At 40.4% G+C, this 15,794-nt stretch carries 11 protein-coding genes and 2 tRNA genes; 8 read left to right on the top strand and 5 right to left on the bottom strand.

What is annotated here, in order from left to right:
* Nucleotides 1-246 precede the first annotated feature (246 nt).
* On the top strand, nucleotides 247-1,272 hold the full coding sequence (gene purR / locus Xvie_RS12120) for an HTH-type transcriptional repressor PurR (protein ID WP_086109567.1): 1,026 nt from the start codon (nucleotides 247-249) through the stop codon (nucleotides 1,270-1,272).
* Between the two features lie 3 nt (nucleotides 1,273-1,275).
* On the opposite strand, the gene punR is transcribed toward purR, so the two are convergent.
* A complete protein-coding gene (gene punR / locus Xvie_RS12115; protein WP_086109566.1) occupies nucleotides 1,276-2,184 on the bottom strand; it encodes a DNA-binding transcriptional activator PunR in 909 nt (302 codons plus the stop codon).
* Nucleotides 2,185-2,307: 123 nt separating this feature from the next.
* Here punR and punC point away from each other — a divergent pair, with 123 nt between their 5' ends.
* Both punC and cfa read left to right on the top strand, forming a co-directional pair.
* Nucleotides 2,308-3,525 carry a purine nucleoside transporter PunC gene (gene punC, locus Xvie_RS12110; protein WP_086109603.1) on the top strand — a complete coding sequence of 406 codons (1,218 nt, stop codon included), beginning with the start codon at nucleotides 2,308-2,310 and terminating at the stop codon, nucleotides 3,523-3,525.
* Between the two features lie 279 nt (nucleotides 3,526-3,804).
* On the top strand, nucleotides 3,805-4,956 hold the full coding sequence (cfa, locus tag Xvie_RS12105) for a cyclopropane fatty acyl phospholipid synthase (protein WP_086109565.1): 1,152 nt from the start codon (nucleotides 3,805-3,807) through the stop codon (nucleotides 4,954-4,956).
* Between the two features lie 109 nt (nucleotides 4,957-5,065).
* Here the strand turns inward: cfa and Xvie_RS12100 are convergent, their stop codons facing one another.
* Nucleotides 5,066-5,710 carry a riboflavin synthase subunit alpha gene (locus Xvie_RS12100; protein WP_086109564.1) on the bottom strand — a complete coding sequence of 215 codons (645 nt, stop codon included), beginning with the start codon at nucleotides 5,708-5,710 and terminating at the stop codon, nucleotides 5,066-5,068.
* Between the two features lie 310 nt (nucleotides 5,711-6,020).
* On the opposite strand from Xvie_RS12100, the gene Xvie_RS12095 reads away from it, so the two are divergent.
* The 5 genes from Xvie_RS12095 (at nucleotide 6,021) to Xvie_RS12075 (ending at nucleotide 10,614) form a co-directional block, all read left to right on the top strand.
* The gene (locus Xvie_RS12095) at nucleotides 6,021-7,394 is read left to right on the top strand and encodes an MATE family efflux transporter (protein ID WP_086109563.1); all 1,374 of its coding nucleotides are present in this window, start codon (nucleotides 6,021-6,023) and stop codon (nucleotides 7,392-7,394) included.
* A 170-nt stretch (nucleotides 7,395-7,564) separates the two neighbouring features.
* Nucleotides 7,565-7,641: transfer RNA gene (locus Xvie_RS12090), tRNA-Val, on the top strand.
* Nucleotides 7,642-7,674: 33 nt separating this feature from the next.
* Nucleotides 7,675-7,751, top strand: a tRNA-Val gene (locus Xvie_RS12085).
* A gap of 521 nt (nucleotides 7,752-8,272) precedes the next feature.
* Nucleotides 8,273-9,682, top strand: a complete 1,410-nt coding sequence (gene pykF, locus Xvie_RS12080; protein WP_086109562.1) for a pyruvate kinase PykF — start codon at nucleotides 8,273-8,275, stop codon at nucleotides 9,680-9,682.
* A 695-nt stretch (nucleotides 9,683-10,377) separates the two neighbouring features.
* Nucleotides 10,378-10,614 (top strand): major outer membrane lipoprotein, encoded by a 237-nt coding sequence (locus Xvie_RS12075; protein ID WP_086109561.1) that lies wholly within the window; start codon nucleotides 10,378-10,380, stop codon nucleotides 10,612-10,614.
* Between the two features lie 91 nt (nucleotides 10,615-10,705).
* On the opposite strand, the gene Xvie_RS12070 is transcribed toward Xvie_RS12075, so the two are convergent.
* The 3 genes from Xvie_RS12070 to ydiJ form a co-directional block, all read right to left on the bottom strand.
* A complete protein-coding gene (locus Xvie_RS12070; protein ID WP_086109560.1) occupies nucleotides 10,706-11,773 on the bottom strand; it encodes a L,D-transpeptidase family protein in 1,068 nt (355 codons plus the stop codon).
* A 333-nt stretch (nucleotides 11,774-12,106) separates the two neighbouring features.
* The gene (locus Xvie_RS12065) at nucleotides 12,107-12,520 is read right to left on the bottom strand and encodes a hotdog fold thioesterase (protein ID WP_086109559.1); all 414 of its coding nucleotides are present in this window, start codon (nucleotides 12,518-12,520) and stop codon (nucleotides 12,107-12,109) included.
* Nucleotides 12,517-15,588: a D-2-hydroxyglutarate dehydrogenase YdiJ gene (ydiJ, locus tag Xvie_RS12060; protein ID WP_086109558.1), complete on the bottom strand. Its 3,072-nt coding sequence runs from the start codon at nucleotides 15,586-15,588 to the stop codon at nucleotides 12,517-12,519. Before ydiJ ends, Xvie_RS12065 begins: the two co-directional genes overlap by 4 nt.
* Nucleotides 15,589-15,794: the final 206 nt, after the last annotated feature.

Genomic DNA, 15,794 nt, shown 5'->3' with positions numbered 1-15,794 from the left:
AATCCATACTCTTTATAGCATTGATTATTACTTTCACTTTTGAGCTAGATCAGACAAAATCCGAGGTTTATCGCTAAATTATTGCCAATCACCACTCTATATAAATATGTTGGCAAACGATTAACAAATATCTATACCCACTAGATTTCAAGCTACGGTGAAGTACAAGTAAGTACGGTCAACCAAATAATTTGAAAGATAAAGGGTATGTAAAGTTAGACCATAAGGTCAGGAGTCCTTTTTATCATGGCAACGATCAAAGATGTGGCTAAACGCGCTGGCGTTTCAACCACAACCGTATCCCATGTTATCAATAAAACCCGTTTCGTCGCCGAAGATACAAAAGCCGCAGTTTGGACTGCTATTAAGGAGCTGAATTACTCCCCCAGTGCTGTTGCCCGTAGTTTGAAAGTTAACCATACAAAATCTATTGGATTACTGGCAACGTCAAGTGAAGCACCTTATTTTGCTGAAATCATAGAATCTGTTGAAAATAGCTGCTACAGCAAAGGTTATACACTGATTTTATGTAATTCTCATAACAACCTTGATAAACAAAAAGCTTATCTTGCGATGTTGGCGCAAAAACGCGTAGATGGTTTGCTGGTCATGTGTTCAGAATACCCTGAACAGCTTTTGGGTATGCTGGAAGATTATCGTAATATTCCTATGGTAGTTATGGATTGGGGAGAATCCAGAGGAGATTTTACCGACGCAATTATTGATAACGCCTTTCATGGGGGTTATTTGGCTGGCCGTTATCTCATTGAGCGCGGTCATCGTGATATTGCATCCATTCCTGGGCCATTGGCAAGGAACACTGGCGGAGGGCGCCATCAAGGTTTTCTCAAGGCACTGAAAGAAGCCAATGTCACCATTCGGGATGAGTGGATTGTTCAAGGCGATTTTGAACCTGAGTCCGGTTATCAAGCCATGTGTAAAATCCTTAATCAGAAACATCGCCCAACAGCTGTTTTTTGCGGTGGAGACGTCATGGCAATGGGAGCGATTTGTGCAGCTGATGAGTTGGGATTACGCGTTCCACAAGACATTTCGATCATCGGTTATGACAATATCCGCAATGCTCGCTATTTCACACCAGCATTGACAACAATCCATCAACCCAAAGAACGTTTAGGGCAAATGGCATTTTCAATGTTGCTGGACAGAATCGTCAATAAACGTGAAGATGCACAAACTATCGAAGTCCATCCACGCCTCGTTGAGCGGCGCTCTGTTGCAGATGGACCTTTTATCGATTATCGCCGCTGACGGTTAATTTTCTTGCAGCCATTCAGCATTAAGCGTTTCGCTATCCCCTAGATAATCAAGCAACCAACTTAATGCCGGTGAATGGCTTTTTTGCAACCATGTCAAACAGCATGGGCTATCAGGCAATGGTTGTTCCAGTTCGAGTGTTGTCAGCTTTCCTTTACGGATCAGCGGTAGTGCACGGTGCTTGGGAACCATTCCTACACACAACCCATCCATCAAACAGCTTAATCCAGCATTCCAATCAGGGACAATCAATCTCCGTTGGTTATCCAAAGTCCATGTATCACGCTTAGGCAGACTACGTGAGGTATCTTCAAGACATAAACTGGGATAAGACCGCATTTGGCTATCATTCAATTTTCCTGATATCGCGGCCAGTTCATGTCTAGGGCTGACTACACATAACCATGGCATGAATCCCATATCCCTGAAACTATATCGCTCTCCAACAGGGGAAACGCGTGTTGCCCCAATAGCAACATCCACTCGTTCATCGATCAAAGCATCCCATACTCCATTGAAAACTTCCGGATAGATAAATAATTCAATATCTGGAAAATGGCGATAAAAATCCAAAATTAACTGAAGAGTTCGCTCTGGTTTTACTACCTGATCAACTGCAATACTAAATTGCCCCCGCCAACCATTCGCAATTTGCTGGCATTGATGCCGAGTGTGATTCATTTTTTTGATAACAGAACGGGCTTCTTTGACAAAAATAGCCCCTGCTTCAGTTAAATCGACATCACGGTGACGGCGTTCAAATAAAGGCACCGCCAACCATTCTTCAAGCTGTTTTACCGTATAACTGACAGCAGAAGGCACACGGTGAAGCTCTGATGCAGCCGCGCTGAAACTTCCTGTTCTGGCAACGGCATCAACGACTTCCAAAGAGTATTCAGACCACATATATCTTCCTTTCAATTTTTTTCACAACATGGTGCAAATATTACCGTTTCACAAGTAAAAATTATGCCATATAAAATAAGCCGAATATTTCTTTATCAACTACTACATCAAGTTATTAACACAATGACAACAAATAAAAACTCCATTTCATTCATGTTTTATCTTGCAGGCCTGAGTATGCTCGGCTATTTAGCCATTGATATGTATTTGCCTGCTTTTGACACAATGGAAAAAGAATTAGGCACATCAACAAATGCCATCAGTGCGAGTCTTAGTATTTTTCTTGCCGGGTTTGCTTTTGCCCAACTTTTATGGGGACAATTGTCTGACCGTTTAGGCAGGAAACCTATTCTTATTATCGGACTATCCCTGTTTTCCATTAGCTGTTTAGGTATGCTCTGGATAACTGATCCTATGCAATTGCTTATATTGAGGTTTATGCAAGCAGTTGGAGTTTGTTCTGCAGCAGTTACCTGGCAAGCTTTAGTTATCGATAGATATGACGCAGAACGTACCAAACGCGTTTTTGCCATGATCATGCCTCTGGTTGCTCTTTCCCCTGCCCTTGCTCCTTTGTTGGGTTCATGGTTATTGGCACATGGTGGTTGGAGAATCATTTTTCTTGTTTTAATGATAGTGACACTATTACTGTTAATACCTACATTTTTCCTGACCAATAAACGTACTAACGCTGAAATCAGTTCCGATACAAAAGAGGTGTCCTTCTTTACGCTACTCGCTTCCCCAGTTTTCAGCGGAAATGTATTAATCTATGCATCTTGCAGTGCTGGTTTTTTTGCTTGGTTAACTGGTTCACCAACAATTTTAAAAAATATGGGTTATGACTCTACTGACATTGGTCTAAGTTATATTCCCCAAACTCTGGCATTTATGATCGGTGGATATGGTTGTCGTATCTTATTGGAAAAAGTAAAAAGCGAAACAGTATTTCCATTTTTGTTGGTGGGCTACGCTGTAAGCATGACTATTATTTACCTAATATCAATATCGAATGAAGCTTCATTTATAACCATTCTTATCCCTTTTTGTGTGATGGCTGCAATGAATGGTGCATCCTATCCAATTGCCGTGGCAAATGCCCTATCTGTTTATCCTAAGAACAGTGGTAAGGCGGCTGCATTACAAAATGCTCTGCAATTAGGCCTTTGTTTTGTCGCGAGTATGATTGTCTCTATATTTATGAAGCATCCTCTTTTATCGACTACAACAGTAATGGCGTTTACTTCTGTTCCAATGGCTGTAGGTTATTGGTTGCAAAAAAAATCTGCTAAAAAACCACTAAACACAAACTCAACAATTTCTAAAAAAAATAATAATTAAGAACATTATTATCTAAAGGTTACATCATTATGTGACCTTTAGATGATTGTTTAAATGCCATTTCACTCATATACTCATACAGATTCATTATTCTAAAAACTCGGAATTTGAGGTTTTTCAGGGCACTGAAGCTCTATTTAATTTCAGGATGAACAGGCAATATGTGCCTTCAGTTTAATTTCCATATTATTTTCAAAAAAATATTCGAAATTTTAACATAATAAAAATTAGCTACAAAGTGATGCCTCAAGATTCCATCACACAAATGTTGGAGAGTATATGAGTTCATCTTTTATTGAAAATAAAAAAACAATAACGGATTCTTGGCATAGGATCGCCCATGAATTGCTTCAGGAAACTGATATTGAGATCAATGGCAAACGCCCTTCCGACATACGCATTAAAAATCCAGACTTCTATAAACGCGTATTGAAAGAAGGTTCCTTGGGTCTAGGTGAGAGTTATATGGACGGCTGGTGGGAATGTGATCGCCTTGATATTTTCTTTCATAAAATATTACGGGTAGGTTTGGAACATCGTATTCCTAAAAACACTAAAGATATATTCAAGATAATTATTTCTCGTTTATTTAATTTACAATCTCCCAAACGTGCTTGGATTGTAGGTAAAGAACATTATAATTTAGGCAATGACCTTTTTACTCGGATGCTTGATCCTCATATGCAATATTCTTGCGGTTATTGGAAAGATGCCAATACATTGGAAGAAGCACAATCCCATAAGCTCCGCCTGATTTGCGAAAAGCTTCAATTATCTCCGGGTATGACTTTATTGGATATCGGCTGTGGGTGGGGAGGTTTAGCAGCCTATGCAGCAAAAAACTACGGTGTATCTGTCACCGGAGTAACAATTTCGGCCGAACAACAAAAATACTCGCAGGAACGCTGCAAAGATCTAAATGTAAAAATTATCCTCGAAGATTACCGAAACCTCAACTTTCAGTTTGATCGCGTTGTGTCCGTTGGTATGTTTGAGCACGTTGGCCCTAAGAATTATGATAATTATTTCAATATAGTGAAAAAGAACCTAACTCCTGATGGCCTGTTCCTTCTCCATACCATCGGTTCTAATGTTGATAAATCAGGCGCTGATGCTTGGATCAGTAAATATATCTTTCCCAATGGCTGCTTACCATCGATCTCCAAAATTGCCAAAGCAACTAGTGGCAAGTTTGTCATGGAAGATTGGCACAATTTTGGTGCAGATTATGACCGGACACTTATGGCATGGTATGAGCGATTTACTGCCAGTTGGCACGAAATAGAGCATAATTACAGCCCACGTTTCAAACGGATGTTCAGCTATTACCTGAATGCTTGTGCTGGTGCATTCCGTTCAAGAGATATTCAGTTATGGCAGATAGTATTCAGTCCACAAGGCATTGAAAAGGGATTGAGAGTACCTAGATAATTTTCTTAAATGGAGTTCCGGAAGCTAACAGAAATGACATTTCTGTAGCTTCCGGATCCTATTGAATAACGTTACCAGAAAACCGATGTAACAACCTGAAAAATACTTTTTACTGTCCTTCGGTCTGCAACAATAATTTTTCTTGCTCTTTCTGAGCCAAAACCCGTTCGACAGTATCTACAATCGCTTGAGTTTGTGGGTCAATCTCAATATTAACCTTTTCTCCCAAACGTTTTTTGCCTAGAGTTGTACGTTCCAATGTTTCTGGAATCAAATGAACACAGAAGCGATTATTTACTACGTCCCCAATTGTCAGGCTAATCCCATCAATACCAACAAACCCTTTGTGCAGGATATATTTCATCAATGGTTTGTTTTGAATTCGAAACCATATCTCATGGTTATTTTCCGAAGTGAAGATCTTGGCAATTTCTGCTGTTGTAATAATATGACCGGACATCAAATGCCCACCAATTTCATCACCAAACTTAGCCGCTCTTTCCAGATTAACTAAATCACCTATTCTAAGTTCGCCGAGATTGGTCAGACGCAATGTTTCTTTCATTAAATCGAAGCTGATGAAATCACCATTAATCTTAGTAACAGTCAGACAACAACCATTGTGGGAAACAGAAGCTCCTGTTTCAATCCCGGGTAATAATTCAGCCGGAAATTTAACAACATGAGTCCGAAAATGCATTTTTTCATCAATGGCAACTATCGGTGCTTTTCCCTGAACGATACCTGTAAACATGGGAACCTCTTTAATAATTTCATCTAGTGGATTAGTTTAACCCACTCATCGCTTTTAAACACTATTCCCTTTAAGTGCCACTCCGTTTAAACATCATTCTGCTTAAGGCACTATTCCGGCTAAGTTTAGTGTTGTTTCAATCTTATTGCCTAATTTATTGAGTATAAATATCGTGCAGTGATTGGATTAATAAAACGAGTTCTATATTATATAGAAGCTTATAAGCGATACATTTTCCATTAACATCGTTTGCTCGCAAGAATATTCCTTGTTTTTCTCGTTAATTTTTAATCAAAAAAAGGTGTAGTACGTGCAGAAATATTTAAATGAAGCGCGTAGTTTGCTCGCTCTAGGGATCCCCGTCATTATTGCGCAGTTTTCACAAACTGCGATGGGTTTCGTCGATACAGTCATGGCTGGTAAAGCCAGTGCTATTGATATGTCGGCTGTTGCCGTTGGTACATCAATCTGGTTGCCAACAATTCTGTTTGGTCAAGGCTTATTGCTCGCCTTGACACCCATCGTGGCACATATGAACGGATCTGGTCAGAGAAAAAATATTGCTGGTCAAATCCAACAAGGGTTCTGGCTTGCAACCTTCCTCTCTATATTAGTCATCGCGGTATTGTATAACAGCCAATTTATTATAGAAGCACAGCATAACGTTAATCCTGAATTGGCAAAAAAAGCCACAAACTTTATCCACGCCATTATGTGGGGGGCGCCAGGTTATTTGTTCTATCAAGTCTTGCGCGGTCAGTGCGAAGGATTATCAAAAACCAAACCAGCAATGATAATCGGCATTGCCGGGTTACTGGTCAATATTCCCGTTAACTATATTTTCATTTACGGTAAATTTGGTGCGCCTGAATTGGGTGGTGTAGGCTGTGGTGTCGCAACCGCAACGGTTTACTGGGTTATGTTCCTATTGCTTTTTGTATATGTGAAACACTCTCCTTCCCAAAAGGATATTCAAACATTCAATAATTTTTCAGGCCCTAAATGGCATATGCAAAAACGTATTGCACTGCTTGGCTTACCAATTGCCTTGGCAATGTTCTTTGAGGTTACGCTGTTTGCTGTTGTCTCATTATTGGTTTCTCCACTTGGTGTAAACTCCGTTGCAGGACACCAGATATCACTCAATTTCAGCTCCATGATGTTTATGTTCCCGCTGTCATTCGGAATCGCTGCAACCATTCGTGTCGGCTATAACTTGGGTCAACAATCAACTGAAGGTGCCAAAATATCCGCTTATACTAGCCTTATTGTTGGCTTAATTATTGCCTGTATAACTGCGACCTTCACAATATTGTTTCGCGAACGCATTGCATTCATGTACAACGATGACATCGACGTTGTTTCTCTCGCTTCTCACTTGATGTTATTTGCCGCTATTTACCAGCTTTCTGATGCGGTTCAGGTCATTGGAGCGGGGGTATTGCGTGGATACAAAGATACGCGCTCTATTTTCTTTATTACTTTTATTGCTTATTGGCTCTTAGGGCTGCCCAGTGGCTATATTCTGGCATTGACTGATTATGTAACTGAACCAATGGGGCCACAAGGTTTCTGGATTGGATTCATTATCGGTTTAACTGCTTCGGCATTCATGATGGGTTACCGTATTCTATGGACACACAAACAACCCGCTCATTATGTTCTGAAACGTTCAACTCGTTAATTTAGTATATTTCAGTACATTAAGTTATCAACACAAGGGGAAAAAGCTGTAAATTCACACTGAAAGATGTAATTGCGAGCAATTGAATAAGAATTTGCATTTTTCCCCTTGCCAGAAAGCTCAGTGCCCGTTAATATTCGTCCTCGTTGTTAGCCACAGAAATTTAGATTGCGTCCGTAGCTCAGTTGGTTAGAGCACCACCTTGACATGGTGGGGGTCGGTGGTTCGAGTCCACTCGGACGCACCAAATTTATGGTTAATAGAGAAAATTATTTTATGTGCGTCCGTAGCTCAGTTGGTTAGAGCACCACCTTGACATGGTGGGGGTCGGTGGTTCGAGTCCACTCGGACGCACCAAATATAATCCATTACCCCTACATTGATATTATATTTTCTCCCTAAGTTTCTTATCCTGTTCCATTCGAATAAACTCTGCATTTGTAAACTAATTGTCGCCCTGTCTATCTGCATGCTAAAAATTCAATTGCACCCCGTTTGCGCAACAACTCGTTGATTTCTTTAACATGAAGCCAGATTATTTCGCCCTCCCTGTATGTAAATCTTTTCAAGAACCATTTTTTGATTCATTTCACAGAAATTAGTCTCTATAATACGCTTATGTCATAAGTTGAATGGTTTCAGCAATTTAATTTACCGAATCCAGAAAAAATTACAGATGATTAGTCAAACTAAATCTACATGTCTACGCATGCCTGACTTCACGCTGAAAAACCATTTAATGCTTTCTGCTATCCATTTTCTATTGCCATCCATATTCTATTATGTTGCGCAATTTATAACATCAGATGATGTCAACATAAATTCCAGTAGTTGGCGATTCACTCTTTTAACCCATTAAAACCAGTAGATAGATTGTCATGAAAAAAACCAAAATTGTTTGTACTATCGGACCAAAAACAGAATCCGAAGAGAAATTGACCGAGTTGCTTAATGCGGGCATGAATGTGATGCGCCTGAATTTTTCTCACGGTGACTACGAAGAGCATGGTCAGCGCATTAAAAATATTCGCGCAGTCGTGGCGAAAACTGGTAAAAAAGCAGCCATCTTACTGGATACTAAAGGCCCTGAAATCCGTACTATGAAACTGGAGAATGGCAATGATGTCTCCCTCACTGCAGGCCAGTCTTTCACCTTTACAACTGATAAGTCCGTTATCGGTAATCAAAATCGCGTTGCTGTAACTTATGCCGGATTGTCTAAAGATCTGAAACCAGGCAATACCGTATTGGTTGATGATGGTTTGATTGCCATGATCGTTAAAGAAATCACCGCGACTGAAGTCATCTGTGAAGTCTTGAACAATGGTGACTTGGGTGAAAACAAAGGTGTTAACTTGCCAAATGTTTCTATCAACTTACCAGCACTGGCAGAAAAAGATAAACAAGATTTAATCTTCGGTTGTGAGCAAGGTGTAGATTTCATCGCGGCTTCGTTCATCCGTAAACGCTCCGATGTACTGGAAATCCGTGAGCACCTGAAAGCTCATGGCGGTGAACATATCCAAATCATCTCCAAAATCGAAAATCAGGAAGGCCTGAGTAACTTTGATGAAATTCTCGAGGCATCTGACGGTATCATGGTTGCCCGTGGTGATCTGGGTGTTGAAATCCCAGTAGAAGAAGTTATCTTCGCGCAAAAAATGATGATCGAAAAATGTAATACAGCTCGTAAAGTTGTTATCACTGCAACTCAAATGCTGGATTCAATGATCAAAAACCCACGTCCTACCCGCGCCGAAGCCGGTGACGTTGCCAACGCTATTTTAGACGGTACAGATGCAGTGATGCTTTCTGGTGAAAGTGCTAAAGGGAAATATCCTGTCGAAGCCGTTTCCATCATGGCAACAATCTGTGAACGTACAGATCGCGTCATGGGCAGCCGAATTGAAAATACTAAGGCTCAGAAACTACGCGTTACTGAAGCGGTCTGCCGTGGTGCTGTTGAAATTGCAGAAAAACTGGAAGCTCCACTGCTCGTCGTGGCAACTTATGGTGGTAAATCTGCAAGATCTATCCGCAAGTATTTCCCCAACGCTCCAATCCTTGCTTTGACAACTAATGAAATCACCGCACGTCAATTGCTTTTGGTCAAAGGTGTCTCCACTCAGGTTGTCAAAGAAATCGCTTCTACCGATGATTTTTACCGTATTGGTAAAGAAGCTGCATTGGCAAGTGGTATGGCACACGAAGGGGATATTGTTGTTATGGTATCCGGCGCATTGGTACCAAGTGGCACTACAAATACTTCCTCTGTCCATGTGCTTTAAGACCCCAAAATTATAAGCAGCAACACCGTCAGAATTTTTGACGGTACTGGTAATCATAAAAAAAGCCCACATTTTGTATTACACAAATGTGGGCTCCTTATAATCCTATAATCTGCCATCATCCGTGTTATTGTGAACTTTTCGACTTAAATCCTTTCCTTCAACTAGCTGTTTTTGTTAGATACACTACATCTTGAAATCAGTTGTGCATAGTTACATTCAACATATTTATCTCTATAAAATGAAACCATCATTTTTAGAATGACAACCCAATAACTAGGAATAACTTGTTCTATGGTTCTTTATGATATTACTCAATCTCAATATAGGAATACTTTACTATTTTCGCTCATTTGTATTTATAACAAGAGATTCTTTATATAACAATAATTCATGTTAATTTAACAATATTGATTCAACCATCCTTTTACCATTAAAAAAATTAAATAGATAAACTGTGCTATTGTTTATTATGGAAAAGTAAAAATGGAATACATATCATGCAACAATTGGGACAGCTCTGGTTAAATCAACCATTAGAACACCGTTTTATTTTGTTATCCAAAATTTATTAGCTTATTTTAAGATAAAAGACGATAGAATTTTTTATAGCAAAAATTTATTCTCTTTCTAAAATAGTTTGTGTAATACTTAGATGGCTATTTGGAGATTAACTTAATCTAGAGGGTAATGTGATGAATCGTACTAAAGTTGTATTTGGTGCAGTAATTCTGGCTTCTACTCTGTTAGCGGGTTGCTCAAACGCAACTAAAGTTGAACAACTCGCCTCACAGGTTCACACTCTCGGTTCTAAAGTTGACCGGTTGAGTAGTGACATCAGTTCTATTCGTTCTGAAGCACAATCAGCCAAAGATGAAGCCGCTCGAGCAAATCAGCGTCTTAATAACCAAGTTCGCTCATACAAGAAATAATCTTGTGGTAGATAGAAAAAATGGCGTACTACTATGGTACGCCATTTCTATTTCAACCTTCCTCTATAATCTCCACAATTTTTTAGGATTTTTAGGATTCAGGTTGGTAGATCGGCCCTGGTTGGTGTAACGACTGTATCTTAACTGGTCTAATTTCAGAGACAACCGTTTCTTCTGTGCCTTTGTTTGGCCTTGAAAGCTTCTTTTTCTCTTGGCTATTTGCAGTCAGTCCTGTATTCACCTGCACCGGCATTCCCGATCGGCGAATAATGGCTTGATCGACAAGGACCTCATCTGTTCCACGATTATCAATAAATTTCATTATGCCTTCAGAGCGTGGAATCGGCATCATTTGTGGATCATCAGACTCTTTATTGGAAAGTGGCTGATGAACTTCCACGTAGCGCTTACCATCTGGCTCTATTGCATATTTCACAGGTTCATTAATGACCTGGACTCGCGTCCCTCGTGGGACAGTTCGAAACAAATACTCAATATCATCAGGTCGCAAACGAATACATCCTGAACTCACACGCATACCAATACCGAAATTGGCATTAGTACCATGAATAAGATATTCACCGCGCCCAGCGGACAAACGTAAAGCAAAATCTCCCATTGGGTTATCCAAGCCTGCTGGTACCACAGTAGGCAAAAGAATTCCCCTACTGGCATAGTCCTTGCGAATATTAGCAGTTGGTGTCCATGTTGGATTCTTGATCAACTGACTAACTGACGTTGTCATGATTGGCGTATCACGCCCAAGCTGACCTATTCCAATAGGGTACACAATGACATAATTTTCGTTCTTAGGAAAATAATAAAGCCTGAGTTCAGCCAGATTAATAATAATTCCTTGGCGAGGAGTATCCGGAAGCAGCATCTGTGATGGAATAATTAACTTGGTACCAGATGTAGGTAAATAGGGATCAATGCCAGGGTTAGCTTCCAACATCGCCAATAAACCTATTTGGTATTTAGCTGCAATGGATTCCAACGAAAGACCATCATCAGGTACAATATAAGTGGAATTTTCGCCAATCAGACGGCTATTAGCAGGAGGCAGTGGATACTCGAGGGCATGGGCGATATTAGTCAATCCACTTAACGACAACATGCCAATCAAAAACATGTTGATAAAAGTCACAAGTCGCTTCATACGTGCTTCCTGAAAATAATACTTGAATGTTTGTGATTAATTAATAGCCTATTTTGTAAGGCAGTTCTATCTTATTTACAGCAATCAAAGAGGAATCCTAATGAGATTCAATTTTAACTACCTATTTCCAACATCTTCTAAACTTTCTGACGTTTTCTACTTAATAGGCTTCAAAATGTCATTCAGCAATAAATTTATAACCCCAAAGTGTTTTGATGGCATTTAACCGTATGATGATCCGCTTCTGCTTTTTTGTGTCTGAAATATTGCCCTATTATTCCCGCCAGCCTAATACTGGCAGGAACAAAACCATAATAGAAAAATATGATAACGCTAAGGTAGAACTGCCGTTGTCAGACGGGAAGTGCAACATAGTTGTTTATGATCGTTATAGATATCAATCTGCCAAACCTGGTGTGAACGACCAAGGTGGATGGGTTTGCAAACCCCTTTAACCATACCTTCACGAACAGATTTAAGGTGATTCGCATTAATTTCCACACCCACTACTTTTTGTTCACCTTCCGAACAGAGATAACCTGCAAACGAACCGAGTGTTTCAGCCAATACCACTGATGCTCCGCCATGCAGGAGTCCGAATGGCTGTTTAGTTCGTTTATCAACTGGCATTGTTCCTTCAACAAAATCATCGCCAATTTGAGTAAATTCGATCCCTATATGTCTTACTATGCTCTCATCATTAAATTGATTAAGTGTATTCACATCTATATTACGTTTCCAAATCACGGCATTATCTCCAATAAGGCTTGTAATGGATGTTTTAGTCCCTTTCCTTCTATACGTTTGACCTGACTGCGGCATGAGTATCCTGTACTTAAGCAATGTTCTAAAGATAGATTTTTCAGTGCTGGGGCCCATGAAAGTTTGTAAATGCCAATGGATCTCTCCAGATTTTTCTTTTCATGACCATATGTGCCTGCCATACCACAACATCCGACGCTGATATTATTCAATTGATGACCAAAATGGCGAAAGATATCACTCCATTGTTTACCACTATTAGGTAATGCCGTCACTTCTGTACAGTGCCCCAGTAAATACCAGTCCTGCCCGGACATTGAAATATCGCTTTTCTCTTGTGACATTTTTTCCGGTAGGATGTCAGTCAGCCATTCATGCACCAATTGAACTTTAAAATTTCCCCTCTGTTCGCCGAGAATATCGTTGTATTCATCCCGGTAGCACAGTATCAGGGCAGGATCGACACCTATCATGGGAATATTCAGACGCGCAATCCGATTAAGAAAATCAGCGGTTTTCCTCGCAGTTTTAGCAAAGCGATTCAGGAACCCTTTGACATGCTGTGCTTTTCCATTGGGTGAAAATGGTAGTAAGACAGGTTTATACCCCAATTTTTCTGTCAATTGCACCAAATTAGTGATTACTTTTGCATCGTAGTAACTTGTGAAAGGATCTTGGACAATAAGCACATGTTGATCACGCTGAAAGGGAGATAAATCTTCCAACTGTTCCAGCGTTGTCCTTGCTGCATAATGTCCAGCAAGTTGCTGTTGCAATGTCGGGTAGGAGAGTAACGGTAGATCAGCCATACCAATGGTATGCCGGCTTATTTTTTGTACCCATGGTTGTTGCAGGAAAAAATTAAATACTCGCGGCGCTTTCGCCATTAATGGCGTACTGTATTCAACACTGGCAACAATATGATCACGCAATGGACGCAGATAACGACTGTGATACAAATCTAAAAATCGTGAACGGAATGAAGGCACATCAATCTTGATGGGACATTGTGTTGAACACGCTTTACAGGCTAAGCAACCTGACATTGCCTCTTTGACTTCATGTGAAAAATCATATTCACCTCGCCACGCCTGCCAGCTATTGCGAGTCTTTTCAATCAATCCACGCAAACTGGGACGCGCCTGATCCAACCCCTGTTCTAATAACTTAGGTTCAATCCCCTGCTCTGTCAAAAGCCGTAACCATTCTCTAACCAAAGTCGCCCTCCCTTTGGGAGAGTGTATCCGATGCTGACTGATTTTCATTGATGGGCACATTGGGCTTCTAGCATCAAAATTAAAGCATAATCCATTACCATTACATTCCATCGCTCCACGGAATGCCGTTCTTACATTGACAGGAATAGTACGATCATAAGTTCCACGTTTAGCGGCATCAACTTTCATCATTGGAGCATCGACTCCAATTGGAGGACAAATTTTCCCCGGATTTAATCGATTAAATGGATCAAATGCCGCTTTTATCCGACGCAATTCGTCATACAAAACCTCGCCAAAAAAGGCAGGACTATATTCTGCTCGAAAACCTTTTCCATGTTCTCCCCATAACAAACCACCATACTTGCCTGTTAAATGAACAATTTCATCAGAAATCTGTTTCATCAAGATTTCTTGTTGAGGATCACACATATCCAATGCAGGGCGCACATGCAAAACACCTGCATCTACATGCCCAAACATACCGTAATTCAGTTTGTGGCTATCTAAGAGCTGGCGAAATTCAACGATATAATCAGCAAGATACTGAGGAGGAACACAAGTATCTTCGACAAATGGAATTGGTTTAGCTGCACCTTTACTATTGCCCAATAATCCGACGGACTTTTTCCGCATGGCATAAATGCGCTCAATATCTATCAAGTCATTGCACGTCTGATAGCCAATAATGCCTGCCTGATTTTGATCCATCAATTCATCAAGACGCAAGCAAAGCCCTTGCAGCTGCTGATTAATTTCTTGTTCATCATTGCCACTGAACTCGACAATATTCAGCCCTTGCATATCCTTATCAGGTACATCAGCAATCAATTCTTTCACTGAATGCCAGATGATATCTTCACGCGCTAAATTTAGTACCTTAGAGTCTACCGTTTCGACTGAGAGTGCTTTGGCCTCCACCATAAAAGGAGCGTTACGCAGGGCAGAATCAAAGGAGTCATATTTGATATTCACTAATCGTCTGACTTTAGGTAACGGCGTGATATCCAGTGTCGCCTCCGTAATGAAAGCCAGAGTACCTTCAGAGCCCGTCAAAATCCGAGTGAGATCAAAAGATTGCATATCGTCGCTGAATACATGGCGCAAATCGTATCCTGTCAGAAATCTATTGAGTTTAGGAAATTTCTCAATGATCAATGCCCGCTGTTCACGACAACGTTCCAATACTGTTTTATAAACACGACCAATAACACTCTCTTCTTGAGCAATCGATTCCGCCAGTGCTGTGCCCATAGGACGGGTATCCAACATTTCCCCCCCTAATAAAACAGCACGTACACCAAGTACATGATCCGAGGTTTTACCATAAACCAGTGATCCCTGACCGGAAGCATCTGTATTGATCATACCGCCCAATGTGGCGCGATTACTGGTTGAAAGTTCCGGAGAAAAAAAATAACCGAAAGGTTTTAGATATTGATTAAGCTGATCTTTGATAACACCGGCTTCTACTCTTACCCATCCTCGTTCTGGGTTAATTTCCAGAATACGATTCATATAGCGGGACATATCCACCACAATACCATTGTTAAGTGATTGCCCATTCGTACCCGTACCCCCACCGCGTGGGGTAAATGTCAGAGTCTTAAAACACTCCTCTCCTGCCACCCTTGCCAACAGTACAACATCGGCACTGGAGCGGGGAAATACAACGGCTTGTGGCAACAGTTGATAAATACTGTTATCTGTCGCCATAGTGAGTCTATCTGCATAGCGACTGGTTGTATCCCCAGTAAAGCCAGCTTTTTTTAGTGCAGTCAAATAGTCCTGTGTCAGTTCACTGACATCGGGGGCTTGTGATATACGTGGGATCATTGGCTAATTGCCCCTTATTCTAATAAGTATCCACATTGCTTTATCTATAATACTATCTTGGATAGCGTAACTCAGATAATTTTCTGGCTTCTGAGCAAACAAGCTTTCAAACATATCACAATATTTATCAATTTTGAGCAATCAGTGAAATAGCGTTATATTTAATTACCATTGTAACTACCAATAGCATTTTCAATTACCACGAG

The sequence above is a fragment of the Xenorhabdus vietnamensis genome (genome assembly GCF_002127535.1).
In the GTDB taxonomy this organism is placed as follows: Bacteria; Pseudomonadota; Gammaproteobacteria; order Enterobacterales; family Enterobacteriaceae; genus Xenorhabdus; species Xenorhabdus vietnamensis.
Note: the sequence above shows the minus strand (reverse complement) of the source record. Positions and strands in the feature narration are given on the sequence as shown.

Bases quoted from the DNA above. Each gene is read 5' to 3' on its own strand.
- purR (WP_086109567.1), top strand. From the start codon at position 247: ATGGCAACGATCAAAGATGTGGCTAAACGCGCTGGCGTTTCAACCACA.
- punR (WP_086109566.1), bottom strand. From the start codon at position 2,184: ATGTGGTCTGAATACTCTTTGGAAGTCGTTGATGCCGTTGCCAGAACA.
- punC (WP_086109603.1), top strand. From the start codon at position 2,308: ATGACAACAAATAAAAACTCCATTTCATTCATGTTTTATCTTGCAGGC.
- cfa (WP_086109565.1), top strand. From the start codon at position 3,805: ATGAGTTCATCTTTTATTGAAAATAAAAAAACAATAACGGATTCTTGG.
- Xvie_RS12100 (WP_086109564.1), bottom strand. From the start codon at position 5,710: ATGTTTACAGGTATCGTTCAGGGAAAAGCACCGATAGTTGCCATTGAT.
- pykF (WP_086109562.1), top strand. From the start codon at position 8,273: ATGAAAAAAACCAAAATTGTTTGTACTATCGGACCAAAAACAGAATCC.
- Xvie_RS12075 (WP_086109561.1), top strand. From the start codon at position 10,378: ATGAATCGTACTAAAGTTGTATTTGGTGCAGTAATTCTGGCTTCTACT.
- Xvie_RS12070 (WP_086109560.1), bottom strand. From the start codon at position 11,773: ATGAAGCGACTTGTGACTTTTATCAACATGTTTTTGATTGGCATGTTG.
- ydiJ (WP_086109558.1), bottom strand. From the start codon at position 15,588: ATGATCCCACGTATATCACAAGCCCCCGATGTCAGTGAACTGACACAG.